The organism is Variovorax flavidus (assembly GCF_030317145.1).
In the GTDB taxonomy this organism is placed as follows: domain Bacteria; phylum Pseudomonadota; class Gammaproteobacteria; order Burkholderiales; family Burkholderiaceae_C; genus Variovorax; species Variovorax flavidus.
The window spans coordinates 1,353,769-1,380,038 of record NZ_JASZYE010000001.1; the positions used below are offsets into that span (position 1 = coordinate 1,353,769).

At 64.9% G+C, this 26,270-nt stretch carries 30 protein-coding genes; 17 read left to right on the top strand and 13 right to left on the bottom strand.

What is annotated here, in order from left to right; genetic code table 11:
• Positions 1-31: 31 nt before the first annotated feature.
• Complete coding sequence (locus tag QTH90_RS06555; protein ID WP_286663691.1) at positions 32-436, top strand: hypothetical protein; 405 nt, start codon at positions 32-34, stop codon at positions 434-436.
• 7 nt (positions 437-443) lie between these two features.
• On the opposite strand, the gene QTH90_RS06560 is transcribed toward QTH90_RS06555, so the two are convergent.
• The 3 genes from QTH90_RS06560 to phbB all read right to left on the bottom strand — a co-directional run bounded on the left by QTH90_RS06560 (position 444) and on the right by phbB (position 4,338).
• Positions 444-2,135: a cation:proton antiporter domain-containing protein gene (locus QTH90_RS06560; RefSeq protein ID WP_286663692.1), complete on the bottom strand. Its 1,692-nt coding sequence runs from the start codon at positions 2,133-2,135 to the stop codon at positions 444-446.
• Between the two features lie 37 nt (positions 2,136-2,172).
• Positions 2,173-3,528, bottom strand: a complete 1,356-nt coding sequence (locus QTH90_RS06565) for a dicarboxylate/amino acid:cation symporter (protein WP_286663693.1) — start codon at positions 3,526-3,528, stop codon at positions 2,173-2,175.
• A gap of 72 nt (positions 3,529-3,600) precedes the next feature.
• Positions 3,601-4,338 carry an acetoacetyl-CoA reductase gene (gene phbB / locus QTH90_RS06570; protein WP_286663694.1) on the bottom strand — a complete coding sequence of 246 codons (738 nt, stop codon included), beginning with the start codon at positions 4,336-4,338 and terminating at the stop codon, positions 3,601-3,603.
• A gap of 132 nt (positions 4,339-4,470) precedes the next feature.
• Here phbB and QTH90_RS06575 point away from each other — a divergent pair, with 132 nt between their 5' ends.
• The 5 genes from QTH90_RS06575 to QTH90_RS06595 are packed head-to-tail and all read left to right on the top strand — an operon-like array spanning position 4,471 to position 9,456.
• Positions 4,471-5,487 carry an ABC transporter ATP-binding protein gene (locus tag QTH90_RS06575; RefSeq protein WP_286663695.1) on the top strand — a complete coding sequence of 339 codons (1,017 nt, stop codon included), beginning with the start codon at positions 4,471-4,473 and terminating at the stop codon, positions 5,485-5,487.
• A gap of 39 nt (positions 5,488-5,526) precedes the next feature.
• A complete protein-coding gene (locus QTH90_RS06580) occupies positions 5,527-6,831 on the top strand; it encodes an ABC transporter substrate-binding protein (protein WP_286663696.1) in 1,305 nt (434 codons plus the stop codon).
• Positions 6,832-6,845: 14 nt separating this feature from the next.
• Positions 6,846-7,748 carry a carbohydrate ABC transporter permease gene (locus tag QTH90_RS06585; RefSeq protein ID WP_286663697.1) on the top strand — a complete coding sequence of 301 codons (903 nt, stop codon included), beginning with the start codon at positions 6,846-6,848 and terminating at the stop codon, positions 7,746-7,748.
• The gene (locus QTH90_RS06590) at positions 7,745-8,584 is read left to right on the top strand and encodes a carbohydrate ABC transporter permease (protein WP_286663698.1); all 840 of its coding nucleotides are present in this window, start codon (positions 7,745-7,747) and stop codon (positions 8,582-8,584) included. The genes QTH90_RS06585 and QTH90_RS06590 overlap by 4 nt, the downstream gene beginning before the upstream one ends.
• Entirely contained in the window at positions 8,581-9,456 is an 876-nt protein-coding gene (locus QTH90_RS06595) for an endonuclease/exonuclease/phosphatase family protein (protein WP_286663699.1), read from the top strand. Before QTH90_RS06590 ends, QTH90_RS06595 begins: the two co-directional genes overlap by 4 nt.
• 110 nt (positions 9,457-9,566) lie before the next feature.
• Here QTH90_RS06595 and QTH90_RS06600 read toward each other — a convergent pair whose 3' ends face one another.
• From QTH90_RS06600 to phaC, 4 genes are all read right to left on the bottom strand, one after another.
• Positions 9,567-10,559, bottom strand: coding sequence for a tripartite tricarboxylate transporter substrate binding protein BugD (locus QTH90_RS06600; RefSeq protein WP_286663700.1), 993 nt, complete (start codon positions 10,557-10,559; stop codon positions 9,567-9,569).
• Positions 10,560-10,673: 114 nt separating this feature from the next.
• Positions 10,674-11,357: an RraA family protein gene (locus tag QTH90_RS06605; RefSeq protein WP_286663701.1), complete on the bottom strand. Its 684-nt coding sequence runs from the start codon at positions 11,355-11,357 to the stop codon at positions 10,674-10,676.
• An 87-nt stretch (positions 11,358-11,444) separates the two neighbouring features.
• A complete protein-coding gene (locus QTH90_RS06610) occupies positions 11,445-12,623 on the bottom strand; it encodes an acetyl-CoA C-acetyltransferase (protein ID WP_286663702.1) in 1,179 nt (392 codons plus the stop codon).
• A 43-nt stretch (positions 12,624-12,666) separates the two neighbouring features.
• Positions 12,667-14,391: a class I poly(R)-hydroxyalkanoic acid synthase gene (phaC, locus tag QTH90_RS06615; RefSeq protein ID WP_286663703.1), complete on the bottom strand. Its 1,725-nt coding sequence runs from the start codon at positions 14,389-14,391 to the stop codon at positions 12,667-12,669.
• Between the two features lie 103 nt (positions 14,392-14,494).
• Here phaC and QTH90_RS06620 point away from each other — a divergent pair, with 103 nt between their 5' ends.
• On the top strand, positions 14,495-14,791 hold the full coding sequence (locus QTH90_RS06620; protein ID WP_286663704.1) for a hypothetical protein: 297 nt from the start codon (positions 14,495-14,497) through the stop codon (positions 14,789-14,791).
• Here the strand turns inward: QTH90_RS06620 and pgeF are convergent.
• Positions 14,723-15,475: a peptidoglycan editing factor PgeF gene (gene pgeF / locus QTH90_RS06625; protein WP_286664477.1), complete on the bottom strand. Its 753-nt coding sequence runs from the start codon at positions 15,473-15,475 to the stop codon at positions 14,723-14,725. The genes QTH90_RS06620 and pgeF overlap by 69 nt on opposite strands.
• Positions 15,475-16,113 (bottom strand): maleylacetoacetate isomerase, encoded by a 639-nt coding sequence (gene maiA / locus QTH90_RS06630; RefSeq protein ID WP_286664478.1) that lies wholly within the window; start codon positions 16,111-16,113, stop codon positions 15,475-15,477. Before maiA ends, pgeF begins: the two co-directional genes overlap by 1 nt.
• Positions 16,114-16,217: 104 nt before the next feature.
• On the opposite strand from maiA, the gene QTH90_RS06635 reads away from it, so the two are divergent.
• The 5 genes from QTH90_RS06635 (at position 16,218) to QTH90_RS06655 (ending at position 20,365) form a co-directional block, all read left to right on the top strand.
• Complete coding sequence (locus QTH90_RS06635; protein ID WP_286663705.1) at positions 16,218-16,919, top strand: fumarylacetoacetate hydrolase family protein; 702 nt, start codon at positions 16,218-16,220, stop codon at positions 16,917-16,919.
• A gap of 7 nt (positions 16,920-16,926) precedes the next feature.
• A complete protein-coding gene (locus QTH90_RS06640; protein ID WP_286663706.1) occupies positions 16,927-17,478 on the top strand; it encodes an NUDIX hydrolase in 552 nt (183 codons plus the stop codon).
• A complete protein-coding gene (locus QTH90_RS06645; RefSeq protein ID WP_286663707.1) occupies positions 17,475-17,960 on the top strand; it encodes a CreA family protein in 486 nt (161 codons plus the stop codon). The genes QTH90_RS06640 and QTH90_RS06645 overlap by 4 nt, the downstream gene beginning before the upstream one ends.
• A 15-nt stretch (positions 17,961-17,975) precedes the next feature.
• Complete coding sequence (locus tag QTH90_RS06650; protein ID WP_286663708.1) at positions 17,976-19,757, top strand: ABC transporter ATP-binding protein; 1,782 nt, start codon at positions 17,976-17,978, stop codon at positions 19,755-19,757.
• Positions 19,758-19,819: 62 nt separating this feature from the next.
• Positions 19,820-20,365, top strand: coding sequence for a murein hydrolase activator EnvC family protein (locus QTH90_RS06655; protein ID WP_444814680.1), 546 nt, complete (start codon positions 19,820-19,822; stop codon positions 20,363-20,365).
• On the opposite strand, the gene QTH90_RS06660 is transcribed toward QTH90_RS06655, so the two are convergent.
• Positions 20,362-20,784 carry a DUF1810 domain-containing protein gene (locus QTH90_RS06660; RefSeq protein WP_286663709.1) on the bottom strand — a complete coding sequence of 141 codons (423 nt, stop codon included), beginning with the start codon at positions 20,782-20,784 and terminating at the stop codon, positions 20,362-20,364. The genes QTH90_RS06655 and QTH90_RS06660 overlap by 4 nt on opposite strands.
• A 110-nt stretch (positions 20,785-20,894) precedes the next feature.
• Between QTH90_RS06660 and QTH90_RS06665 the strand changes: the two genes are divergently transcribed.
• The 4 genes from QTH90_RS06665 (at position 20,895) to QTH90_RS06680 (ending at position 23,121) form a co-directional block, all read left to right on the top strand.
• On the top strand, positions 20,895-21,185 hold the full coding sequence (locus tag QTH90_RS06665; RefSeq protein ID WP_286663710.1) for a hypothetical protein: 291 nt from the start codon (positions 20,895-20,897) through the stop codon (positions 21,183-21,185).
• A gap of 71 nt (positions 21,186-21,256) precedes the next feature.
• Positions 21,257-21,841 carry a cytochrome b gene (locus QTH90_RS06670; protein ID WP_286664479.1) on the top strand — a complete coding sequence of 195 codons (585 nt, stop codon included), beginning with the start codon at positions 21,257-21,259 and terminating at the stop codon, positions 21,839-21,841.
• On the top strand, positions 21,838-22,404 hold the full coding sequence (locus QTH90_RS06675; RefSeq protein WP_286663711.1) for a YceI family protein: 567 nt from the start codon (positions 21,838-21,840) through the stop codon (positions 22,402-22,404). The genes QTH90_RS06670 and QTH90_RS06675 overlap by 4 nt, the downstream gene beginning before the upstream one ends.
• A complete protein-coding gene (locus QTH90_RS06680) occupies positions 22,405-23,121 on the top strand; it encodes a YceI family protein (RefSeq protein WP_286663712.1) in 717 nt (238 codons plus the stop codon).
• On the opposite strand, the gene QTH90_RS06685 is transcribed toward QTH90_RS06680, so the two are convergent.
• Together QTH90_RS06685 and QTH90_RS06690 are read right to left on the bottom strand one after the other, a co-directional pair.
• Positions 23,084-23,653 carry a hypothetical protein gene (locus QTH90_RS06685; RefSeq protein ID WP_286663713.1) on the bottom strand — a complete coding sequence of 190 codons (570 nt, stop codon included), beginning with the start codon at positions 23,651-23,653 and terminating at the stop codon, positions 23,084-23,086. The two genes, QTH90_RS06680 and QTH90_RS06685, sit on opposite strands and share 38 nt — an antisense overlap.
• A gap of 63 nt (positions 23,654-23,716) precedes the next feature.
• A complete protein-coding gene (locus QTH90_RS06690; protein WP_286663714.1) occupies positions 23,717-24,142 on the bottom strand; it encodes a MarR family winged helix-turn-helix transcriptional regulator in 426 nt (141 codons plus the stop codon).
• Between the two features lie 130 nt (positions 24,143-24,272).
• Here QTH90_RS06690 and QTH90_RS06695 point away from each other — a divergent pair, with 130 nt between their 5' ends.
• On the top strand, positions 24,273-25,604 hold the full coding sequence (locus QTH90_RS06695) for a glycosyltransferase (RefSeq protein ID WP_286663715.1): 1,332 nt from the start codon (positions 24,273-24,275) through the stop codon (positions 25,602-25,604).
• Here the strand turns inward: QTH90_RS06695 and QTH90_RS06700 are convergent.
• Positions 25,558-26,160 carry a hypothetical protein gene (locus QTH90_RS06700; RefSeq protein WP_286663716.1) on the bottom strand — a complete coding sequence of 201 codons (603 nt, stop codon included), beginning with the start codon at positions 26,158-26,160 and terminating at the stop codon, positions 25,558-25,560. The genes QTH90_RS06695 and QTH90_RS06700 overlap by 47 nt on opposite strands.
• Positions 26,161-26,270 lie beyond the last annotated feature (110 nt).

Sequence of the window (26,270 nt, forward strand, 5' to 3'; positions counted from 1 at the left end):
TGTCTCGTCCAATCCACCGCGAGGAGGAGACATGAAGCACTTCACGCTAGACAAGCACATGACCGCGGTCGTCGGCGGCGCGTTCTACCCCACCGGCCATTCCGTGGTGATGTTTCCGGACGCGCAGGACGCCAGCCGTGTCGGGCACCAGTTGATCGACGACGGCTTCAGCGGCGACGAGGTCTACCTGATCCCGCCGCACATCGTCCTCGAGCAGATCGCGCCCACCATCCACGAATCCGACAGCCCCCTGCCCTCGGCCGGCACCGATGCCGCCACGGTCCGCGCCTACACCCAGCTCGCGCGGGAGGGACATACGGCGTTGATGGTCAGGACCAAGGACGAAGCCACGGCGGAGCGCCTGATGGTGCACGTGCGCAAGGTGCCCTATTCGATCGCGCAGCGATACCGGACGCTGGTGATCGAAGACCTCTGAATCCGCTTCAGGCGCTGGCCGCGCGCAGCAACACCGCACGGGCCATGGCCTGGGCCAGTTCGTGCTCGCCCAGGAACACCGTCGCCGCTGCTTCCTGCGTAAGCAGGCGGGCCTCGTCCTCGTTGTGGCTGCGGATGACGGTTTCGATCGAGGGATTGAGCGTGCGCGCCGTCTCGATCATCTGGCGCACGTTCATGGCGTCGGCCGTGGCGACCACCAGCACTCTCGCGCGGGCGATGTGCGCCTGGATGAGCACCGCCGGGTCCGCCGCGTCGCCCCAGACCGCTGCCATGCCTTCGCTGCGCAGCTTCTCCACGAGTTCACGGTTCTGCTCCGCCACCACGAAAGGGATCTCGTGCGCCTTGAGCGCCGCGGCGATCCTCCGGCCGACGCGGCCGTAGCCCACCAGCACCACCTGGCGTGACAGGTACTTGGCCTCGGTGGTCGTCGGCAGCTCGGCCAGCGGATCGTCCCGGGCCTCCAGCCCGCGCGCGAAGGACGAATGGGCGTGCAGCCATTTCTGCAGCGGTTCGATGAGGCTGAACCACAGGGGATTGCTGGCAATGGAGATCAGCGCCCCGGCCAGAAGCAGGCTCTGGCCCTCGGGCGGCAACAGGCCCAGCCCCGCGCCCAGCGCCGCCAGGATGAAGGAGAACTCGCCGATCTGCGCCAGGCTCGCGCTCACCGTCAACGCCGTGCCGAGCGGGTAGCGAAACAGCAGCACCAGCACGCAAGCCGCCACGGACTTGCCGACGACGATCACCAGCACCACGGCCAGCACCTGCAGCGGACGCTCGATGAGCACCGCCGGATCGAACAGCATGCCGACCGAGACGAAGAACAGCACGGCGAAGGCGTCGCGCAGCGGCAGCGACTCCTGCGCGGCACGGTGACTGAACTCGGACTCGCGCATCACCATTCCGGCAAAGAAGGCCCCCAGCGCAAACGACACGCCGAACAGCGCCGCCGATGCGAACGCGATGCTCACCGCGGCTGCCACCACGCACAGCGTGAACAGCTCGCGCGACCCCGTGCGAGTGACCTGCCAAAGCACCCACGGGAATACGCGCCGCCCCACCACCAGCATCAACGCGACAAAGCCGCCGACCTGAAGCAGCGTGAGGCCGAGCGTCTGCCAGACGGGAGTGCCGTCAGCGGCGCCCTCGGCGCCGCCCAGCGCGGTGGCCAATGGCGGCAGCAAGACCAACACCAGCACCATGGCGAGATCTTCCACCACCAGCCAGCCCACCGCGATGCGGCCGGTGAACGTTTCCAGGATGCCCAGGCTTTCCAGCGCCCGCAGCAGCACGACCGTGCTCGCCACCGACAAGGCCAGCCCGAACACCAGCGCCCCGCCCACGCTCCACCCCCACCACGTGGCCAGCGCGCCGCCGAGCATCGTGGCGACCGCGATCTGCACCAGCGCGCCGGGCAGCGCGATCTTCCGCACCGCGAGCAGATCGTCGAGCGAGAAGTGCAGCCCGACACCGAACATGAGCAGCATCACGCCGATTTCCGCGAGCTGCGCGGCAATGCCCGCATCCGCGACGAAGCCGGGGGTAAAGGGCCCGATGATCACGCCCGCCAGCAGATAGCCCACGAGCGCCGGCAACCGCAATCGCGCCGCGAGAAAGCCGAAGACGAGCGCCAGCCCCAGGCCGGCCGCGATGGTGTTGATCAGTGAAACGCTATGGGGCATCGACTTGCATTCTGCAAGAACAACGCCCAGTGCCGGATCAGGATGCCATCTTTTCCGTACGGGCGTTGATCAGTTCCTCGGGCTCCTGCGCCTCGACCCAGGTCTCGTTGTTCAGCCCGGCCTGCAGCCTTTCCACGTCGAGCTCGTCCGTCCACTTGGCGACGACGATGGTCGCGACGCCGTTGCCTATCAGGTTGGTCAGCGCCCGCGCTTCGGACATGAAGCGGTCGATGCCGAGTATCAGCGCCAGGCCCGCCACCGGCACATGGCCGACCGCCGACAGCGTCGCCGCCAGCACGATGAAGCCGCTGCCGGTGACGCCGGCCGCCCCTTTGGAGGTCAGCAGCAGCACCGCCAGCAGCGTCAGCTCCTGCATAAGGGTCATCGGCGTGTTGGTGGCCTGCGCGATGAACACCGCCGCCATCGTGAGATAGATCGAGGTGCCATCGAGGTTGAAGGAATAGCCCGTGGGGATCACCAGACCGACGACCGTCTTTCGCGCGCCGAGGTTTTCCATCTTCTCCATCATGCGCGGCAGCACCGATTCGGACGAGGAGGTGCCGAGCACGATCAGCAGCTCTTCCTTGATGTACTTGATGAACTTCCAGATGCTGAAGCCGTGAAACCGCGCGATCCCTCCCAGCACCACGAAGATGAAGAGCAGGCAGGTCAGGTAGAAGGTGCCCATCAGCTTGCCGAGCTGGAACAGCGAGCCGACGCCGTACTTGCCGATCGTGAAGGCCATCGCGCCGAAGGCGCCGATGGGCGCCAGCTTCATGATGTAGCCGATGATCACGAAGAGCACGTGCGAACCCTTCTCGATCATGTCGAACACCAGCGTGCCGCGGCCGCCGAAGCGGTGCAGCGCGAAGCCGAAGAGCACGGCGATCAGCAGAACCTGCAGGATCTCGCCCTTGGCGAAGGCGTCGACCACCGTGTTGGGAATGATGTGCATCAGGAAGTCGACCGTGCCTTCCATCTTGCCCGGGCCGGTATAGGCCGCGAGCGCCCGCGTGTCGAGCGATGCCGGGTCGACGTTCATGCCTGCCCCGGGCTGCAGCAGGTTGACCAGCACCAGCCCGACCACCAGCGCGATGCTGCTCACGACCTCGAAGTACAGGAGCGCCAGGCCGCCGGTCTTGCCGACCTTCTTCATGTCCTCCATGCCGGCGATGCCGACCACGACCGTGCAGAAGATGATCGGCGCGATCATCATCTTGATCAGCTTGATGAAGGCATCGCCCAGCGGCTTCATCGTTTCGCCGACCGAGGGAAAGAAGTGCCCGAGGAGCACGCCGATGACCACGGCGGTGATCACCTGCACGTAGAGCGACTTGTAGATCGCGGGCTTCTTCCCGGGTGCTGCGGGAATTGCTGCTGAGGCTGCGGTCATGGAAACACTCCTTGAAAACAAAAAAAGACCCGCAGGGGCGGGTCTTTTCTGTGGCCTTGCGCTGCGGGCGCCTCAGTGCATGTGCAGCCCACCGTTGACCGAGAAGTCGGCCCCCGTGGAGTAGCCGCCCTCATCGGTCGCGAGCCACGCGATGATCGACGCGATCTCGCTGGGTTCGCCCAGACGTTTGACGGGAATGGTGGCGACGATCTTGTCGAGCACTTCCTGGCGGATCGCCTTGACCATGTCGGTGCCGATGTAGCCCGGGCTCACGGTGTTCACCGTCACGCCCTTGTTGGCGAGTTCCTGCGCCAGCGCCATCGTGAAGCCGTGCATGCCGGCTTTGGCGGCCGAGTAGTTGGTCTGTCCGGCCTGGCCCTTGGCGCCGTTGACCGAGCTGATGTTGATGATGCGGCCCCAGCCCTTTTCCACCATGTCGCCCACCACCTGCTTGGTGACGTTGAACATGCTGTTGAGGTTGGTTTCGATCACCGAGCTCCAGTCTTCCGGCGTCATCTTGAGGAACATGCGATCCCGCGTGATGCCGGCGTTGTTGACCAGCACGTCGATGCTGCCGTGCTCCGCCTTGGCTTTAGTGAAAGCCTCGACGGTGGACTGCCAGTCGCCCACATTGCCGACCGACGCATGGAACTCGAAGCCTTCGGCTTTCTGTTCCGCCAGCCATTTGGCGTAGTCCCGTGTGGGGCCGCAACCCGCGATGACGGTGAATCCGTCCTTGTGAAGGCGTTGGCAAATGGCCGTTCCGATGCCCCCCATGCCCCCGGTGACGTATGCGACTTTCTTGCTCATATGTGTTCCTTGGTGTGTGCAAGCCCTAACAGGCGCTGTTCACTGTAGCGAAGTTTCTCACCAACTCCCGATCAGGAAAACACTGAGCCTTCTTTGCAACCGGGTGTCACAAGCGCTCCATATACTGGTTTCATGTCCTCCATCGTGTTGATCGATATTGCCAAATCCTGGGGCGAAAGTACCGCCTTGCACGCGGTCAATCTTCATATCGAGCCCGGCTCTTTCTGTGTGTTGCTCGGCCCCTCCGGTTGCGGCAAGTCGACGACGTTGCGCATCGTTGCAGGTCTGGAAACCGCCAGCGGCGGCCAGGTGCTGATCGACGGCCGCGACGTGACGAACCTGCCGCCCGCACAACGCGGCATCGCGATGGTGTTCCAGAACTATGCGCTCTTTCCGCACCTGAGCGTCGCCGACAACATCACTTTCGGTCTTTCGGTGCGCAAGACGCCGGCCGCCGAATCGGCGAAGCGGCTGAGCGATGCCGCGGCCTTGCTGGGCCTCGGTGCGCTGCTGGACCGCAAGCCCTCGCAACTCTCCGGTGGCCAGCAGCAAAGAGTCGCGCTCGGCCGCGCCTTGGTCGCGCAAGCCAAGGTTTGTCTCATGGATGAACCGTTGTCCAACCTGGACGCGCAATTGCGGCAGGACATGCGCCGCGAACTGCGCGATCTCCAGCGCCAGCTCGGGCTCACGGTGGTCTACGTCACGCACGACCAGACGGAGGCGATGAGCATGGCCGACCAGGTCGTGCTGCTGAACCAGGGCCGGGTCGAACAGGCCGGGCTGCCGCGCGATCTCTATGCACGGCCCGCCACCACTTTCGCGGGGCGGTTCATCGGCACGCCGCCCATGAACCTCGTGGCACTGGAGGACGGTCGCATCGCCGGCAGCGACGCCGCGACCGGCGTGCACGCCGCCATGCTCGGCGTGCGGCCCGAGGCCATCGCGCTCGATCCGCAAGGCATCCCTGCGACCGTGCAAAGCGTGGAATATCTCGGCGCCGACCTGGTGCTGCGCTGCGCGATCGGATCGCAGACGCTGCTGGTGCGCATTGCCGGCCAGCTCCACGCCGAGCCGGGCGACCGCGTCGGCCTGCGCTGGGCGCCCGAGGACGCGCACGCTTTTGACGCCAGCGGCCAGCGCATCGACTGATCTCTCACTTCCAAGCCACTCCCAAGGAAAAAAGCGACCATGCAACGCAAGACTTTCATCCGGACGCTCGCCGTCCAACTGATGGCCGCCGGCGGCCTCTTCGCCGGCACCGCGAGCGTGCTGCACGCACAGACGCCGGTGGAACTCCAGTTCTACTACCCGGTGGCCGTCGGCGGCCCGATCGCGAAGACCATCGACGGATTCGCGGCCGGCTTCATGAAGGAGAACCCCGGCATCAAGGTCACGCCGATCTATGCGGGCACCTACCAGGAAACCATCGTCAAGGCGCTGACCGCGCACAAGTCGGGCACGCCGCCGGTCACGTCCGTGCTGCTGTCGACCGACATGTTCACGCTGATCGACGAGGACGCGATCGTCCCCTTCGACGACTTCGTGAAGACGGCCGAGGACAAGGCCTGGCTGAACGGCTTCTACAAGGCCTTCATGATGAACAGCCAGACCGGCGGCAAGACCTGGGGCATTCCGTTCCAGCGCTCGACCGTCGTCATGTACTGGAACAAGGAGCTGTTCAAGGAAGCCGGCCTCGACCCCAACAAGCCGCCGACGACCTGGGCCGAACTCAAGGACGCCGCCACCAAGCTGACCCGGAAGGATGCGAGCGGCAAGGTCACGCAGTGGGGCGTGCAGATTCCGTCGAGCGGCTTCCCCTACTGGCTGTTCCAGACCCTGACCACGCCCAACGACACCATCCTCGCCAACGAGGCCGGCACCGCCGTGCGGTTCGACGACCCGAAGGTGATCGAAGCGCTGCAATACTGGGTCGACCTCGGCAAGGCCGGCATCCACCCGCCCGGCGTGGTCGAGTGGGGCACCACGCCCAAGGACTTCTTCGAGAAGAAGGCCGCGATCATCTACACCACCACCGGCAACCTGACCAACATCAAGGCCAACGCGAAGTTCGACTTCGGCGTCGGCATGATCCCCGGCAACAAGCGCAAGGGCTCGCCGACCGGCGGCGGCAACTTCTACATCTTCAAGAAGTCGACGCCGGCGCAGCAGGAAGCCGCCTTCAAGTTCGCCAAGTGGGTGACCCAGCCCGAGCGCGCCGCGCAGTGGAGCATGGACACCGGCTACGTGGCCGTCTCGCCCGCAGCCTACGAAACCGACACGCTGCGCAAGTACGGCCGCGACTTCCCGGCCGCGCTGGTCGCACGCGACCAGTTGCCGGTGTCGGTGGCCGAGTTCTCCACGCACGACAACCAGCGCGTGACCAAGGCGCTGAACGACGGCCTGCAGGCCGCGCTGACCGGCAGCAAGACGCCGGCGCAGGCCATGCAGGACGCCCAGCGCGAAGCAGACCGCATCCTGCGTTCGTTCAAGTAGGGAACGCCGAGTCCATGCGCAGCCACGGCATTGCCGCCGGAAGCACCGCGTCACAGAACGCGGTGCACGCATGGCTCATGCTGCTGCCTGCGCTGGCGCTGCTGGTCGCGTTCACGCACTGGCCCGCCGTCTCGACGCTGATCGACAGCTTTTTCTCCACGCCCAAGGGCAAGCGCCCGGGCGTATGGGTCGGGCTCGAGAACTACGCGGTCATGACCAGCGACCCGGTGTTCTGGAAGGCTGTGCGGAACAACCTCTGGTTCGCGGGCGCGACCATTCCGCTGTCGATCGCGCTGGCGTTGGTCATGGCGCTGTGGGTCAATGAGCGCATCGCGGGGCGGGCTTTCCTGCGCATGGCCTACTTCACGCCGACCGTGCTGCCGATGATCGCGGTGGCCAACATCTGGCTCTTCTTCTATACCCCGCAGTACGGACTGCTGGAGCAGATCACCAGTGCGCTCGGCCTGCCTTCGCACAACTGGCTGGGCAGCCCCTCCACCGCGCTGGGCGCCGTGACGCTCGTCGCGATCTGGAAGGAAGCCGGCTTCTTCATGATCTTCTACCTGGCCGCGCTGCAGACGCTCAACCCGAGCCTGCGCGAGGCGGCCGCCATCGAGGGCGCATCGCGCTGGTATTTCTTCCGCCGCGTGCAATGGCCGCTGCTGATGCCGACCACGCTGTTCGTGCTGGTCAACGCCTTCATCAATGCCTTCCGCATGGTCGACCATCTGTTCGTGCTGACACGCGGCGGGCCGGACAACGCGTCGATCCTGCTGCTGTACCACCTGTACGAGGTCGGGTTCAGCTTCTGGGACACGGCCTATGCATCGGCGATCACGGTGGTGCTGGTCTTCGTCCTCGCGGGAATTGCGCTCTTCCAGTTCTTCGTGCTCGACAAGAGGGTCCACTACAAATGAACGCCACCGTTCCGGCACAACGGCTGGCCTTCAACGAACCCACCTGGCTCGATACGGTGGCCGCCTGGCTGCTGGCGCTGCTGTGGATCCTGCCGCTGGCCTACGCGGTCTGGACGGCCTTTCATCCGGCCGAATACTCGACGCGATTCGCGCTGACTGCGCCCCTCACGCTGGACAACTTCCGGCGCGCCTGGGAGGCCGCCCCGTTCGCGCGCTACTTCCTGAACACCACCCTGCTCGTCGGCATGGTCCTCGTTGTGCAGCTCGTGCTTGGAACGCTCGCGGCCTACGCCTTTGCGCGCTATGAATTCAAGGGCCGCGGCATCGCATTCGCCCTGGTACTGGTGCAGTTGATGATCATGCCGGACATCCTGCTGGTGGAGAACTACAAGACCATGGCCAGGCTCGGCCTGGTCGACACCCTGGTCGCGATCGGACTGCCCTACTTTGCCTCGGCCTTCGCGATCTTCCTGCTGCGGCAGACGTTCATGGGCATCCCCAAGGAGCTGGACGAGGCCGCCCGCGTCGAAGGCGCCAGCGCCATGCAGACGCTGTGGCGCGTATACGTGCCGCTGGCGAAGCCCGTCTACACCGCTTTCGCCCTGGTGTCGGTGAGCTTTCACTGGAACAATTTCCTCTGGCCGCTGATCATCACCAACAGCGTCAACGCGCGTCCGCTGACGGTCGGGTTGCAGGTGTTCTCCTCGGTCGACCAGGGCGTCGACTGGTCGGTGATCACCGCCGCGACCCTGATGACCTCGGCGCCGCTGCTGATCGCGTTCCTCCTCTTTCAGCGTCAGTTCGTGCAGAGCTTCATGAGGGCCGGCATCAAATGAAACTCGTGACCTGGAACACCCAATGGTGCTGCGGCCTCGATGGGGACGTGAGCGCCGAACGCATCGTCGAGGGCGCCCGCGCGATGGGCGACTTCGACGTCCTATGCCTGCAGGAGATCGCTTCCGGTTTCGAAGGGATGCCAGGACAACCGGGCGACCAGCCCGCCGAATTGCAGGCACTGCTGCCCGGATTCCAGCTCTTCTTCGGCGCGGCCGTGGACGAGTTCGACGCCGACGGCCGCCGGCAGCGCTTCGGCAACCTGATCGCCACGCGGCTGCCGGTGTCGCGTGTTCAGCATCACCTGCTGCCTTGGCCCGCCGACCCGAGTGTGTCCAGCATGCCGCGCATGTGCACTGTCGTCACGCTGACCAGCCCCGAACTGGGCTCGCTGCGCGTGATGACCACGCACCTCGAGTACTACTCGGCCACGCAGCGCCTGGCGCAGGCCCGGGCTGTGCGCGCCCTGCACGTCGAGGCGTGCGAGCAGGCGGCCAGCCCCCCGGTTGCCGAACTCCGCGGATCGCCCTTCCAACCCAAGCTGCACACGCCCCAGGCCATCCTTTGCGGCGACTTCAACATGGCGGCGTCCGACCCTGCCTACGACGAGATCCAGCAGCCCTTCACCGACCCCGCGCTCCCTGTCGGCGGCACGCCCGACAAGCGCCTGCAGGACGCCTGGCCCCTCGCCCATCCCGATCGCCCGCATGACCCCACGTTCCGACTCTTCGACCGCAAGTACGGCCCCGACCCGATCGCCTGCGACTTCGTGTTCGTGAGCAATGCCCTGGAGCCGAGGGTGCGAAAGCTAGAAGTCGACCTGCAAACCCGCGCATCCGACCACCAACCCGTGCTGATCGAACTAGGCGACTGATCCCACGGCCCTTCCAAAAACACCGCGGAACCGGCTCTGCCGGGCCGCCGGTGTTGCCCCCGGCAGGGGGTAGGCGGCTACACGAAGTGAGCAAGCCTGGGGGCGAGCCATTACTCGCCTTGAATGCCAGCGGCCCGGATCACCTTGCCCCACTTGGCAATCTCGGCAGTCAGATGGCTGCGCAGCGCCTCGGGCGTGACCTTGTCCATCGGCACGATTTCCGAACTCAGATCGGCCAGGCGCTGTTTCACCACGTCGTCCTGCAGAGCCGCACGCAACGCCACATTGATCTTCTCGATCACGGCGGGCGGCGTGCCCTTGGGCGCGTAAACCCCATGCCACACCCGCACGTCGAAGCCCTTGAGCCCCTGCTCGTCGAGCGTCGGAATGTTGGGCATGCTCGACAGCCGCTTCGGCGTGGTCACGCCGAAGACCTTGACGCGGTTGCCTTCCTTGATGACCGGCGCAGTCTGCGTGGTCTGGTCGCACAGCAGATCGACCTGCCCCCCCATGAGGTCGTTGAGCGCCGGGCCGGCGCCCTTGTACGGCACGGTCGTGAGGTCGACGCCGATCTGGCTCATGAACAGCAACCCGCAGAGTTGCGACACCGCGCCCACGCCGGCATTGGCGAGCGACACCTTGTCCTTGTTCGCCTTTACGTAGCTGAGCAGTTCCGGGAAGGTGCTGGCCGGAAAGTCCTTTCGCGACAGCAGGGTCATCGGCACGTCCAGCACCTGTCCGACGTATTCGAAGTCCTTGAGCGGGTCGTAAGACAGCTTCTTGTAGAGCGCCGGCGCGGTCGCCATGCCCATGTGGTGGATCAGGATGGTGTAGCCGTTGGGCGGCGCCTTGGCGACGCGTGCCGGCGCAATCGTGCCGCCAGCGCCCACCGTGTTCTCGACGATCACGGTCTGCCCGAGCGACTTGCCCATGGGGATCGCCAGCATGCGCGCCACCACGTCCGTGGGGCCACCCGCCGAATAAGGCACCACCAGCGTGACGGGCTTTTCCGGCCATGCGGCCTGCGCCATCGCGTTGGCCTGGATGCCCAGAAGGCCGATGCCCAGGGTTGCCCAGGCGATCGCCTTCCATGTCGATTTCATTCTCAAGATGTCTCCTTGTTGGCCGATAGGGAACGCCCATGGTCGTCGCAGGCACGCGGCGGCGCAATCAGCGTTTACAGAAGGCGGCCTTCTGTTTTCCCTAAGCCGCAGGAACTACATCACGCCGAAGGTCTCCAGCGCCTGGCAGGCGCTCATGCCGCCCCGGATCGCGTCGGCCACCTTGTTCTCGGTGCGCACCTTGTCCAGCGCCTTCGCCACCGCCTCGGCCTCGACCGCTCGCGGGATGACGAGCACGCCCTCGCGATCGCCGAAAAGCAGGTCTCCCGGCGCGATGCGGACGCCATCGATCTCGATGCTGCAGCGGTAGTCGATCACCTGCCCACGCACGCCCTGGTCCTGCGCGTAGGTGCCGCGGCAGAACACGTTGAATCCGAGCCGCTCGATCTCGTCGGCGTCACGAACGTAACCGTCCAGGATCGCACCTGCCGCCTTGAGATGCCGGGCCCGCGTGGACATCAGGCCGCCCCACAGTGCGTAGCGCAGCGAGGCGCCGGTGGCGATGTAGATCTCGCCGGGTTTCAGGTCGTCCAGCGCCTCCAGCATCAGCCCGAACGGCTTGCCGGACAACGGCCCGGCCGATCGATTGCCATCGTTGATCACATCGGCTTCGAGCACCGGCATCGCACGGCCGACGATGCGCATCGACTTCTCCAGGGGCGCAATGCCGGCCGGGAGGAATTGGTGCTGGTAGCCCATCGCGTCGAGCACATCGCCCACCGCGGCAACGAAGAGCTCGTCGCGGATTTGCTGGAACAGGGTGAGGTCGTTGTCTGTCATCTCGTCTCCATCAGGGTTTCAACTTCGATCCGGAAACTAAAAAGCCGCGTCCGAAGACGCGGCTTTTTCACATGGAAGCAATTGCGCTCAACGCTCGATCGTCAGCGCCACGCCCATGCCACCGCCGATGCAGAGGGATGCAATGCCCTTCTTGGCGTTCTGCCGCTGCATTTCGTGCAGCAAGGTCACAAGGATGCGGCAACCCGATGCACCGATCGGGTGCCCGATGGCGATGGCGCCGCCGTTCACGTTGACCTTGTTCACATCCCAGCCCATTTCGCGATTCACGGCACAGGCCTGTGCGGCAAAGGCTTCGTTGATCTCGAGCACATCGAGGTCCTGCGGCTTCCAGCCGGCGCGCTGCAGCGCCTTCTGCGAAGCCGGCACCGGGCCCATGCCCATGAACGCCGGATCGAGACCCGTACTCGCGTAGCTGGCGATGCGGCCGAGCGGCTTGAGGCCGAGCGCAGCGGCCTTCTTGGCGGTCATCACCAGCACGGCGGCGGCACCGTCGTTCAGGCCCGACGCATTGCCGGCCGTCACTCCGCCGGCCTTGTCGAAAGCGGGGCGCAGGCCGGCCAGGACTTCGGCGCTAGTCTTGCGGTTGATGAATTCGTCCTTGTCGAAGACGATCGGATCGCCCTTCTTCTGCGGGATGTTGACCGCGACGATCTCATCCTTGAATTTGCCCGCGTCCTGCGCGGCAGCGGCCTTGGTCTGGCTTCCCAGTGCCAGTTCGTCCTGCGACGCGCGGCTGATGTCGTACTTCTTCGCCACGTTCTCGGCGGTGATGCCCATGTGGTACTGGTTGTACACGTCCCACAGGCCGTCGACGATCATGGAATCGATGAGTTTCCAGTCGCCCATGCGCTGGCCGTTGCGGGAGTTCGGCAGCACGTGCGGCGCCAGGCTCATGCTCTCCTGTCCACCTGCGATGACGATCTCGCTGTCGCCGGTCGCGACGGCTTGCGCGGCCAGCATGACGGCCTTCAGGCCCGAACCGCAGACGGCATTGATGGTGAGCGCCGGGACCGAGTTGACGATGCCGCTCTTCAGCAGTGCCTGCCGTGCCGGGTTCTGTCCGCTGCCCGCGGTCAGCACCTGGCCCATGATGACTTCGCCGACCTGGTCATTGCCGACCTTGGCGCGCGCCAGCACTTCCTTGATCACGATGGCGCCCAACTCGGTCGCCGGGATGTTGGCCAGTGATCCGCCGAACTTGCCCACGGCGGTGCGTGCGGCTGAAACGATGACGATGTCTTCCATGGTGTGCTCTCCGATGCGTGGATTGAAATGACAGGGAAAGGGGTCAGGCTCGCGCCTTGACGAAACGTCCCGGCGCAGGCTCGCTCGCCTTGTAGGCGGTGCCCTTGCCGTAGGTCTTGGGTGCAGCGATCTGCTTGCCTGCGTGCATCTTGAGCCAATTGGACCAGTCGGTCCACCAGCTTCCCGGGTGCTCGGTTGCGCCTTCGAGCCATTCTTCTTGCGTCCCCGGCAGCTTGCCGTCGTCGCGAATCCAGTGGCTGCGCTTCTTCTTGGCGGGTGGATTGATCACGCCGGCAATGTGGCCGGAAGCGCCCATCACGAAGCGCTTCTTGCCCGTCAGCAGCTGCGTCGATGCATAGGCGCCGCCGATGGGAACGATGTGGTCCTCGCGCGAGCCGTAGATGTAGACCGGCGCCTCGATCTTGCCGAGATCCACCTGCTCACCGGCGACGGTCAGCGCGCCGGGCTCGGCCAGCTTGTTCTCGTGATACGTGTTGCGCAGATACCAGCAGTACATGGGGCCCGGCAGGTTCGTCGCGTCGCTGTTCCAGTACAGCAGGTCAAAGGGCGGAGGCGTCTCGCCCTTGAGGTAGTTGCCGACCACGTAGTTCCACACGAGGTCATTGGGGCGCAGGAAGCTGAAGGTCGAGGCGAGCTCGCCACCCTTCAGCAAGCCACCCTTTGCCATCTGCATCTCGCGGAACTGCACGAATGCCTCGTCGATGAAGATGTCGAGCACACCGGTGTCGGTGAAGTTGAGCAAGGTGGTCAGCAAGGTTACCGAAGAGGCCGGCTGCTCGCCGCGCGCTGCCAGCACGGCCAGCGCCGTGCTCAGGATGGTGCCGCCCACGCAGAAGCCGAGCGTGTCGATCTTGCCGCCCTTCTTGTCCTGGCCCGTGATCTCCTGCGTGACGTGGATCGCCTTGATCGCCGCGTCCTCGATGTACTGGTCCCAGGTGTAGTGGTCCATCGACGAATCCGGATTGCGCCAGCTCACGACGAAGACGCGGTGCCCCTGCTCCACCGCATAGCGGATCAGCGAATTCTCGGGCTGCAGGTCGAGGATGTAGAACTTGTTGATGCACGGGGGCACCAGCAGCAGCGGACGCTCGTAGACCTTGGCAGTGAGCGGCTTGTATTCGAGCAGCTGGAACAGATCGTTCTCGAAGACCACGGCGCCTTCGGTGGTCCCGACGTTTCGGCCCACTTCGAAGGCGCTCTCGTCGGTCATGCTCAGATGGCCCTGCTGCACGTCGTGCAACAGGTTCTGGATGCCCTTGGCAATGCTCTCGCCCTGCGTCTCCAGCGCCTTCTTCTGCGCTTCGGCATTGAAGGCAAGGTAGTTGCTCGGCGATGACGCTGCCATCCACTGCTCGACGGCAAAGCGAAGGCGGGAGCGCGTCTTGTCGTCGGCTTCGACCGCCTCTGCCATGCCGAGCAGCGTGCGCGCATTGAGGAGATACACGGCTGCGGCGAAGGACGATACCGGATTGCTGCTCCAGGCCTCGCTGGCGAAGCGCTTGTCGCCGATGGTCCTGTGCGCCACGTCCTGGCGCCAGAGTTCGGTCGCCTCGCTGAGGTACTGTTGCTGCAGCTCCTGCAGCTTTTCGGTGGACAGCGAGAACTTGGGCATCTCCCAGGACATGTCATGTCCGTTGCCGCCCTTGCCCAACGACTGGAATGATTCGAGCGCCTTGCTCCATCCCTGCGTGAGCGCCTCCTGGAACGGCGCGAATGTATCGGCCGCCGTGGCGTGTTGTTGTTTCATGATGTCTCCTGCGACCTCGCCTCATCAGAACGGGATTTGAGTATGCTGCATTCACGGGAGCCCCACCAGCGCGACTCCCGATACCTTCCTGAAATCATCGTCTATGCACCTCGTCGTGATTGCCTGGCTCTATGTTGCCCTGATGATGGCGGTCGCAGAGGCCACCAACAGCAACGGTACCGTGCTGGGCGCGGTCTTCACCTTTCTACTCTACGGTTTGGCGCCGGTGGCACTGGTGGTTTACCTGATGGCGACGCCGGCCCGCCGCCGGGCGATCAAGGAGCGTGAGGCGGCTGAACGCGATGCCGCCATTCGGGCGGCCGCAGCGCACTCAATCGCGCCAGATGCAGGCAGCGAAGCGCCCGCTGACCCGGTCGCGCCGGTGCGAGAAAAAGCGTAACGGGTTGTGCACAGTGCACCAGGCGTCGCTGCTGTCGTTGCCGTGAAGCTGCGCTACACCAGCAGCGCGCAGGCGTTGCCGCGCCAGGCCCGGCAGATCCGCCATCCATTGACCCGGCGAGCCGGCGGGCTTGAAGCATTCGCGAGCCGACGGCGCAGCCGCCTCGAACGCCGCACGAACTTCGTCACCGACCTCAAAAGCATCCGGACCGATGCAGGGGCCGAGCCAGGCCGTGATTCGCGGGACGCCGCCATCGTCCCCGAATGATTCGACCGTCCGTTCCAGAACGCCCGCGGCGAGCCCTCGCCATCCGGCATGTGCAGCGGCGACGCGGCGCCCCGTTTCATCAGTGAACAGCACCGGCAGGCAGTCGGCCACCATGATCGTGCACGCGATGCCACTTTCGACTGTTGTGCAAGCATCTGCCGCCGCGCCGTCGACGCTGGAAAGGTCCAGCGGCGCCACATGCGTGCCATGCACCTGCTGGAGGAACACCGGCCGCGCGCCGATTGCCTGGCGCAGGATGGATCGGTTGGCCCGGACGCGTTCGGGCTCGTCGCCGACATGGTCACCGAGGTTCAGGTCCTGGTAGCTCCCGGCAGAGACGCCGCCTGCCCGCGTCGTGCACAGCGCGTGGACGCCGGGCGGCATCGGCCAGTTCGGGACGAGCCAGTCCGGGTTGATCACGTCTCGGCGTCCGGGCAGCGCGAAGGCTGCGCCCGCTGGAATGCATCGAGCTGCATGCAGGCCTCGAAGGCCGCCATGGTGCGCGGCAACCCGCTGAAGTCGCAGTCGAAACGCTGGCCGTTGAAGACCTGAGGCACCAGGCAGCAATCGGCCATGGTCGGCGTGTCACCGTAGCAATAGGTGCCTGCGGGGTATTGGGCAAGCTGGCGCTCGAAGGACAGCATGCCTTCGCGCACCCAGTGCCGATACCAGGCGTTCTTGGCGTCGTCGTCGAGCTTGAGTTCACGCACGAGGTACTTGAGCACGCGCAGATTGTTCAGCGGATGGATCTCGCAGGCGATGGACTCCGACAGCGCCCGCACGTGCGCCCGGCCCACAGGATCGTGCGGCAGCAGTGCCGGCTCGGGGTAGAGCTCGTCGAGGTACTCGATGATCGCCATCGACTGCGTGAGACGCTCGCCGTCGTCTTCCAGCAGGGGCACCAGCATGTCGGGCGAAATGGCGGCGAACGGCCCGGTCTTGTGGTCCCCGCGCGCGATGTGCACAGGGACGTACTCGTAGTCGAGCCCCTTCAGGTTGAGCGCGATGCGCACGCGGAAGGAGGCGGAGGATCGGAAATAGTTGTGCAGCTTCATCATCCGGCAAGCATAGCCTCGCGCAGCGGCCGGGGCCATTCCCCGCGGCATCCGGCCCTGCCCTCTGGCACACTGCCGTTTTCGCTGAAAAGGACGTTTTTTCCATGGCTTCCGAGTACGTTTTCACCCCCCACCCCGTCGTGTCGATTCCCGTGGTCGGCCAAACCACGCGCTTTCCGGTGCACCGCATTTACTGCGTGGGCCGGAACTACGAGGAGCACGCGAAGGAAATGGGCTTTACCGGCCGCGAGCCGCCCTTCTTCTTCATGAAGCCGGCCGATGCCGTGGTGGTGGTGGATGCCGGCACGACCGGCACCATGGCCTACCCGACCCTCACCAAGAATCTGCACCATGAGATCGAACTCGTGGCGGCCATCGGAACGGGCGGAAAGAACATCAAGGCGGCCGATGCGCACAAGCACATCTACGGCTACGCGGTCGGCCTGGACATGACGCGCCGCGACCTGCAGAACGACATGAAGAAGCAAGGCCGCCCATGGGACATCGGCAAGAGCTTCGAACAAAGCGCGCCGATCGGCCCGATCGTCCCGGTCGCACAGGCTGGTGATGTCGAGAACGCCGAGATCTCCGTGCAGGTGGGAGGCACCGACCGCCAGCGCAGCAATGTGAGCAAGCTGATTTGGAACATTGGCGAGACCATCGAGCACCTCTCGGCCGCATGGGAACTGCAGCCCGGCGACCTGATCTTCACGGGCACCCCGGAAGGCGTTGCCGCCGTGGTGGCCGGCGACACGCTGGTCGGCGAGATCACTGGGCTGCCGGCACTGACAGTCAAGGTCGTCTGAACGCCCCATGTTTTTGCGCGTCCCGATCAAGCACTGCAAGAACTGCGGCACCGCGGTCGTCTACCGCATTCCGGACGACGGCGACACCAAGGAGCGCGCGGTCTGCCCTGCCTGCAACACCATCCATTACGAAAATCCTCTGAACGTGGTCGGCACCATTCCCGTTCTGGGCGATCGGGTGCTGCTGTGCAAGCGCAACATCGAGCCCCGATGGGGCAAGTGGACCTTACCGGCCGGCTTCATGGAGCTCAACGAGACGACTGAACAGGGCGCGGCGCGCGAGACCGACGAGGAAGCCGGCGCCGAGTACGAAATGGAAGGCCTCTTCGCGGTCATGAGCGTGGTGCGCGTGGGGCAGGTGCACCTGTTCTACCGCGCGAGGCTCCTGAGCGACAAGTTCGATCCGGGTCACGAAACCATCGAGGCCCGGCTCTTCACCGAGGAAGAGATTCCGTGGGAAGAGATTGCGTTCCGCACGGTCAAGGAGGCGCTGCAGCGCTATTTCGAGGACCGGCGGCGCGGCAGCTTCGACCGCGTGCACACGGTGGACATCGCATGAAGTGCATTCGCGCCCTTCCCGTGCTGCCGGTCCTCCTCTTCTTCTCCGCGACCGCGGCGCTGGCGCGCGCCGAACCGGTCGGCGAAGTGGATACGGTCTTCAAGTTCATAGGCCCCGACCACAAGATCGTGGTCGAGGCCTACGACGATCCCAAAGTGAACGGTGTGACCTGCTATGTGTCGCGTGCGAAGACGGGCGGCGTCTCGGGTGCGCTCGGCCTGGCCGAGGACAAGGCCGAGGCCTCCATCGCCTGCCGGCAGGTCGGACCGGTCAGCGTGACCCAGCCATTGCCGAAGCGCGAAGAGGTCTACAGCGAGCGCCTGTCGATCCTCTTCAAGCGGCTGCGCGTCGTGCGCATGGTCGACGCGAAGCGCAACACGCTGGTCTACCTGACTTACTCCGACCTCCTCATCGACGGCTCTCCCAAGAACAGCATCACCGCGGTCCCCATCGATCGCGCGACGCCGATCCCGCAGAAATAGAGCAGGCGCCACGGCATGAGCAACAGCGCACCCGGCAACGCCGTCCGCGAACTGTATGTGGCGCTCTGGCACTACGCCGAGGGCGCGCGACCGCAACTGCTCGCGGCGACGGTGCTGCTGACGGGGTCACAGCTCCTGCGACTCACCATGCCATGGCTCGCGGCGCAGGCCATCAACGCGCTGCAGACCGGGGACATCGAAAGTTCGGGGAAATGGATCGCGGCGCTGGCGGGCATCTACCTTTTTTCCTGGGTGATTCACGGGCCGGGCCGCATCCTCGAGCGCAACGTGGGCCTGCGCGTTCGCGAAAGGCTCGCCGATGCGCTTTACGCCCGTATCGCAGCCGCGCCGCTCGTCTGGCATGACGGACACCACTCCGGCGAGTTGCAGCACCGGGTGCACCAGGCCAGCCGGGCGTTGTCGGACTTTGCGCAGAACCAGTTCATCTATCTGACGAACATCGTCAACTTCATCGGGCCGCTGGTTGCCTTGACGCTGCTGTCGCGCGTCAGTGGCGCGATGGCCATCTTCGGCTATGTCGTGATTGCGATCATCATCGTGCGCTTCGACCGCGCGCTGATGCGCCTCGCGCGAGCCGAGAACGACGCCGACCGGCGCTATGTCGCGGCGCTGCTCGATTTCCTGGGCAACGCATCGACCGTGATCGGCCTGCGCCTGTCGGCAGCGTCGAGAGGGCTGTTGGGACGACGCATGGAAGCGATCTCGGAGCCGCTCAAGCGGACCGTCGTGCTGAACGAAGGCAAATGGTTCGCCGTGGACCTGATGGGACTGGCGCTGACCTGGGGACTGGTCGTCGTGTACGTCTGGCAATCGCGCGCGCCGGGGCAGGCGGTGATGCTGGGTTCAGTCTTCATGATCTACCAGTACGCGCAGCAGGCCGCGAGCGTCGTGTCGTCGATGGCGGCCAACTTCCAGTTCTTCGCGCGAATGCACACCGACTACAGCAGCGCGGCGCCCATCTGGAAGGCGCCAGCCCGCGCGGCCGATCTGGCCGAAGAGCACATCGACCGGGATGCCGGCTGGAACACCGTGCAGGTCGACGGACTCGTATGGAACTACAACCCGCGCGGCTCGCAGGCGCCCGGCGAAACCGCACGCAGCGGATTGCACGAGGTGTCGCTCATGCTGCGCCGCGGCGAGCGCATCGCGTTGGTCGGCCCCAGTGGCGGGGGCAAGAGCACCCTGCTGCGCGTACTGGCCGGGCTTTATGCGCCACATGGCGGCGCCGTCGCGATCGATGGCCAGCCGCAGCCGTGGTCGCGCCTGCGCACGATCGCCACCCTGATCCCGCAAGAAACCGAAGTGTTCGAAGCGAGCGTGCGCGAGAACCTCAGCTTCGGCCAACCCTTCGACGACGATCAGCTCGAGGCCGCCATGCATGTAAGCACCTTCGACGAAGTGCTGAAGGCCACGCATGGCGAACTCGACACACCGCTTTCCGAACGCGGCTTCAACCTCTCGGGCGGCCAACGCCAGCGGTTGTGCCTGGCGCGCGGCGTCCTCGCCGCCCAGGGCAGTTCGCTGCTGCTGCTCGACGAGCCCACCAGCGCGCTGGATGCAGCCACCGAGGGTCGCGTGCTTGAACGCATCGGCGCGGCATTTCCGGATGCCTGCGTCATTGCGTCGATTCATCGCCTGAGCCTGCTCGATCGATTCGACGTTGTGGTTCTCATGGAGGCGGGGAGAATCGTGGATGCCGGCCCCCGCAGCGCGGTGCTCGCCCGCCAGCCATCGCTGCAGAAAATGATGACGCCCGCGCTTTCGAGTCCGTGCTAAAAAAGCGGCCCGGTTGCAAGACCGCGGGAACCCTTTTTGCTGAATTCGTTTCAAAAAGACCCATGCAAGACCAGAACTACCTTCTTCGCGCCGGTGTCACGGTGTTTGCCGCAGCGGTGCTGGCGGCCTGCAGCACCCCACGGCAGCAGCAGGGTCAAGGCCCGACACAGCCCTTCTATCCCTTGCCGCCTGCAGGGCAACTCACCCCGCCGGCGCCGCCCCCTGCGCCGAAACCGCAAGCGACCTTCATTCGCCCGGCGAGCGGCCGCACGCTCTCGACCTTCGACGGCAGCCGCAACAAGGGCCTGGACATCGCCGGCAACCTGGGCGACCCGATCGTCGCGTCGGCAGACGGCCGCGTCGTCTATGTCGGAGGCGAACTGCGCGGCTACGGCAACATGGTCATCGTCAAGCACAACGACACCTTCCTGACCGCCTACGCGCACGCGCAAACCATCCTCGTGAAAGAGAAAGACGTGGTGCGCCAGGGCCAGAAGATCGCCGAGATGGGCAACAGCGACGCCGAACGCGTCAAGCTGCATTTCGAGATCCGCAAGCAAGGCGTGCCGGTCGATCCCGAGCCTTATCTCAACGGACAGTTGAACTAGCCGATCAGGGACAAGGTCGCCTGATCGGATCGGCCTGCGAAGTATTTCTCCAGGCACGAACGAAAGACCGCCACCGAGGGATCTGCCAGCGCGAACAGCGTCATGGACGACCAGAATTTCAGATCGTCCGGGGCGCCGAAGATCTCGTGCACAGTGCGGCCGTCCACCGCCAACGCCCGTTCGCTGCACTCCCTCAGCGTTGGCCCCAGCAGCGGATGCGCCAAGTAGGCGCGCGCCTCGTCGAGGGAAGCGAGGCCGTAGCGCCGCGCCATCTCGCTGCGTCCCAGGCCCAGCAGCTGCGGAAAGACAAACCACATCCAGTGGCTGCGCTTTCTGCCCGCGCGCAACTCTTCGAGGACGACGTCGATCACGCCTGCCTGGGCGTCCACGAAACGCTGCAGCCCGAAGGGATCGCTCATGGGAGGATGGCTTTCTGTAGGCGGCTTCTGTCCGCGCATTGCGAGTATGGCGCGCATCAATGCCGCCGCGAAAGCGTGAAATCCATGAGCCAAGAAAAAAGGAGATCACCATGAACTGCGAAGCGATCCATTGTCTCGACACAGAGACTGTCCGGTTCGCGATCTATCCCGACGGCTTCGACGGACCTCGCATCATGGCCCGCATTGCCGACGATGCACTGCACAACCTCTTTGGCGCGCGCGACGACGAAACCAGCCTGCTCGATGCCTGCGAAGCCCATTTCGACGTGATCGAGGCGAAGGCCGTGGAGCGCTACCGTGCATCGCCAGCCACCCCCGTCACTCTCACTGCCATCGACCTGGAGGCATCCGCCCCGCTCTCCGAAGCATCCTGCGCCTAGGGTCAAACACGCTGGCCCTTCGGCCAGTTCAGGAGTTGTTGAAGTCGCCTCCAAGCGCGACACTGGGCGCGATGCGACCGAATCCCCCATCCGACCCGCCGACGGACGCGAAGGCCGACGCGGCCTGGAGCGCATCGATCAGGCTATTCCATTGGCTGGTGGCCGTGCTGATATTCAGCCAGTTTGCACTCGGCTGGCTGGCTGTCGGGTGGCGGCTTTCGCCGACAAAGATCAATCTGTTCGTCTGGCACAAGTCCATCGGCATGCTGATCCTCGCCTTGGTGGCCGTTCGGCTGTTGAATCGCCTGGCACGGCCGACGCCCCCGCTTCCACCAGACACACCAGCCTGGGAGCGCGCGGCGGCACGATGGAGCCACGCCCTGCTCTATGTCCTGATGGTCGCGATGCCGCTCACCGGCTGGGTCGTCAATTCCGCGGCGGGCATTCCCTTTCGCATCTTCTGGCAGTTTCCGCTGCCGGCCCTGATCGCACCTGACAAGCAGGTGGCAGAGATCGCGGCGCTTGTGCACTTCGCGCTCGGCCTTGCCTTCGTCGCGTTGCTGGTACTGCATATTGGTGCGGCGCTGCGGCACCACTTCATCAAGCGCAACAACGTGCTGACTCGCATGCTGGGAACAAGGAGAACGGTGAAATGAAGAGGCTTGCCTGTCTGTTCGCCCTGGTCGCTTGCGTCGCGCAGCAGCCGGCGTGCGCCGCTGAATGGAGGATGGACCCTGCGAACAGCCGGCTTGAGTTCGCCGCCTCGTTCGAGAAAACACCGGCGCCGGGTGTCTTCAAGGAGTTCGACACGCAGCTGAATTTCGACCCGGAGAAGCCAGCCGGCGGTCGCCTGGACGTCACCATCAGGGTCGCGAGCGCGGACATGACCAGCGCCGACATCAACAAGGCCATTGCCGGGGCCGAATGGTTCGACTTTGCCCGCCATCAGCAAGCGGAGTTCCACTCAACCGACATCCGGCAGATCAATGCGCAAGCCGGCAACTACCTGGCGCGCGGCGTGCTCACGCTGAAGGGAGTTCAGCAGACGGTGGAAGTGCCATTCAAATGGAGCGAAGCTCCCGACGGCGCGACCATGCAAGGCGAATTCATTGTCAAGCGGACACCGTTTGGCATCGGCACCGGTGAGTGGACCGCCACGGACGTGATCGGACCCGAGGTCGCGGTGAAGTTCCGCGTGCGGCTGCGCAAGGCTGCGTGAATGCTGCGCGTCGGCTACGCCATTGCACTCGTGATGCTGGTCGCAGGCTGCGCGCCCGCCATGCGAACGACAGCGCCGGCGCCGACGCTTGCGACGAGAAGTGCTCCGGACGGATTTCCCGGCAGGCGCTATGAAGAAGCGGCCGCGCGGGGCAAGTCAATCTATCGCGTGGACCCCGAGCGATCGCTCGTCTCCATCCTGGTGCGCCGAGGCGGATCGCTCGCTCACCTCGGACACGATCACGTCGTCGCGAGTCGCGGCGTCCAGGGCTACGTCGCGCGGGACGAAGGCACCGCCGACCTTTTCGTCCCCCTGGCCGACTTGTCGGTCGACGAGCCGGCGCTTCGCGCGGAAAGCAGACTGGACACACAGCCCACCGAATCCGACATCGCTGGCACGCGATCGAACATGCTCGACAAGGTGCTCGAGACGCAGCGCTTTCCTTTCGCGCTCATTCATATCAGCAGCCGGGAAAAGACGCCGACTGGCTCGCGGCTCGGCGTCGCGATCACGCTGCACGGCGTCAGCCGCAGCTTCGACGTGCCGGTGCATATGGAGACTTCGCCGGATGAGATGAGCGTTGCAGGAACGCTCGAACTCAAGCAGTCCGATTTCGGCATCGTGCCCTTCTCCATCCTCGGTGGCGCCATGCAGGTGCAGGATCGACTGAGCCTGCGCTTCACGATTCGTGCGCGGCCGGTGGATGCCCGGCCATGAAATCACGCAGATCGTTGTAGCGCGAGACGAAATTGACGAGCACGCTGGCTGTCCAGGCGAAGGTGAAGATGCCCGACATCCCGATGATCGGCGGCACGATGCGCCATGCCTGCGGCAGCGAGAACGGTTCGCCGAGCGCTGTGTAGCAGTTGGCTGCGAAGTATGCGGCGATCGACCAGTTCCCGACGATGTCGCCGAAGATCAGGGCTGCGGACCAGACCACGACTTCGGCCAGGTGCAGCGCAAGCAGCATCATGATCGTCACGATGAACAGCAGGTCGGCGCGCCACAACGAGCCGCGCGACCTCAACCCGTGCAGCCTGTTGAGATAGGAGCTCGTGATGATGCGGATCCAGAAGGCATGGAACATGATTACCGCGACGAGCACCGCCCCACCAAACATGATGTCGGGCAAAGGTAGCGCCTGAGTCAACGCGTTCTCGACCAGGCTGGGCCGCAGGCTCGACAGATCGGAAGCGGCCGTCGAGACGACACCTGGAAGCGAATCGGAATCAAACTTCGCGTCAGCCATGTTGAGCATCCTTGGTTTGGACAGGATCGGAATCGTCCATCCCATCGTAGCCGCGGGTCGCGCCTATGGCTCGCTCCTGGATCGCATCAACGCCTGGTGGAGCTTGTCCAGTCCGCGAACGAGAACGCGCACTTCTGCCAGCGACAACGCCGCGGTCCACTGCGCGACTTCCGCATGATCGTCCTGATTTCGGCGCTTCCAGAATTGGTGGTGCTGCGTCGTCAGACGCAGACGACGCACACGGCCGTCTCGTTCGTCGGGGACGATTTCAAGAAAGCCCTTGCGTTCCAGGGCGCTCGCGATCTGCTTGAGATTCTGGTGGCTCATCGCCAGCGTCGTGGCCAGTTGCTTGAGCGTCGGTGCCTCGGGCTGCCCTTGCAGCACCTGCAGCAACATCGCCTGCTGCGTCGTGAGGCCGCTGTCCGACAGCTGCCGATCCATGCGCGTACGAAGCTCCATGCCGTTGGCGACGAGGAGCCGAAAGAGCATCACGCGCTCGGCCTTCGCAGCACCCCTTTCGGCCTCGAGGCCAAGGCTCAGAATTTGACGACGCAAGTCCATAAGTAATATATTACCTTTAAGCGATCGATCCGACGACCGCCAAAGCCACGGAGGCACCATGATCGCCCTGTTCCCCCACTGCGGCTTTCTCTCCGAAACATCGCGCATGCTCGCGATTGCCCGCGCCCTGATTGCACGCGGCGAGCCGGTGGTGGTTGCCACGCACGGCGGCCCCTACACGCGCGTTCTCGATGAAGCGGGCATGCCCTACACCTTGCTGTCGCCCGCCATGGATGACCGTCGCTGCGAGGAATACCTCGCCAGCATCATCACCATCGGAAGACCCGGCACCCGCCTTCAGCCTGCGGACGAAGTGCGCGCCGGCGTACGCAGCGAAGTCGAATTCCTGCGCGCACACTCGGCCAGGATGGTCGTTGTCGGGTTCACGCTCACGGCGTACCTGTCTTCGCGCATCGTGGGAATTCCGCTGGCCGCCTCGCATGGCGGCTCCTACGTTCCGCCCGTGTTCGAGCGCGGCCTTGCGCCTGCGCCATCGCAGTCGCCCATTCCACCGCTCGATTGGCTGCCGGGGGCGATGCAGAAGTTCATGGCGAACATCGGCCCTCCCCGCATGCGCGGGCCGGTCGCCTTCCTGAACGAGGTGGCGACCGAACTTGGTGTAGAGCCGGTCCCGAGCCTGGCGGCGCTGATGCTCGGTGATCTGACCCTGGTCACCGACGTACCCGAGGTGCTCGGCATTTCCGATGCCGACATGACGGCCTGGAAACCGAACGGCAGCGGAGCCTACAGGTCGGCCACGCGGCTGCGCTATGTCGGACCCATCTACGCCCGGCTTGACCACACGATTCCCGATCGCGTCGAGGCCTTCCTCCACGACGCACGACCCACGGCCTATGTTGCCCTCTCATCGAGCACGCCGGGCTTCTACCGGCGCGTGGTGGCTGGCGTGCGCGAAGCGGGCCTGCGCGTGCTCGTGGGCGCAACGATTCATGAGTTGCGCGATCTGGAGAGCCCGGACGTTCTGGTCGAAGGCATCCTGCCGAGTCACCTCGTCATGCCGCGTGTGTCCATCGCGCTGATCATGGGCGGACAGGGCAGCGTCCAGACGGCGATGGTCAGCGGCACGCCCTTCGTCGGATTTCCGCTGCATCCGGAACAGGAACTCAATGTGGCCCTGGCGATGCGCCAGGGCATGGCGATTGCCATCGGTCCACGGCATCTGGACGAAGCGAAGGTTGGGCGGGCTGTGCGTGAAATCGTCTCGCAACCGTCATACGCGGCCGCCGCGACGCGCGCACGTCAGCACTACATCGATGTCGATGGACCTGGCCGCGCGGCCGATGCCCTGCTCGAGCACCTGCGCGTGCCGGCCGCTCTCGCCGTCAATTCGCCGGTGCAGGCTGCACGCGAAGCGCGACACTTTCAGTGAAGTTCGCGACGACTTGATCCCCGGCCTTGACGTCGTGCAAGAGCTTCGGATCGCGCACCTTGACATCGACCAGATTGCCGCTCGGCCCCTTGAGCGTGGCAACGCCCCGCTTGGCATCGACACTCTCGACGTTGGCAACGATGGTGGTTCGCTTCATGACCATGCCGCCCGGCTTTGCGCCACGGGCGGCAACCGCGGCCGAGTCGGTTTCCACCTTCTGGCGAATGCCGTCGCCGCCCTTCACCAACGCGAGTGCAACGCCGATCCGGTAGCTGAGGCGAACGCGATCGCCGACCTTGACCTGCTCCAGATTCTTGACGGCCGGATCGACCCTCATCTCGCCGATGTTCCCCTTGGGGCCCTTGATCGAGACGATGCGATTGGCGAGATCGATCGCCGTGACCTCGCCGACCACAGACACGACTGTCGAGCCGCCTCGCGCATCTTCGAGTTCCACCCTCTTGGCGGCAGGAGACTCGGCGCCGGCGATCCCGGCACCCGATCCGAGCAGAAGGGCTGCGCAGGCGGCAATCAGGACTTGTCTTTGAGAGGTCATCGTAAGGCTCCAATGCGTGACAGAAAAAACGTTCGTCGACCCTTGGTCGCTTCAGCGACGACTCGGCAAGCCCATGCGTTCAAGACCCGATACAGGATCGGGCTTTCAAC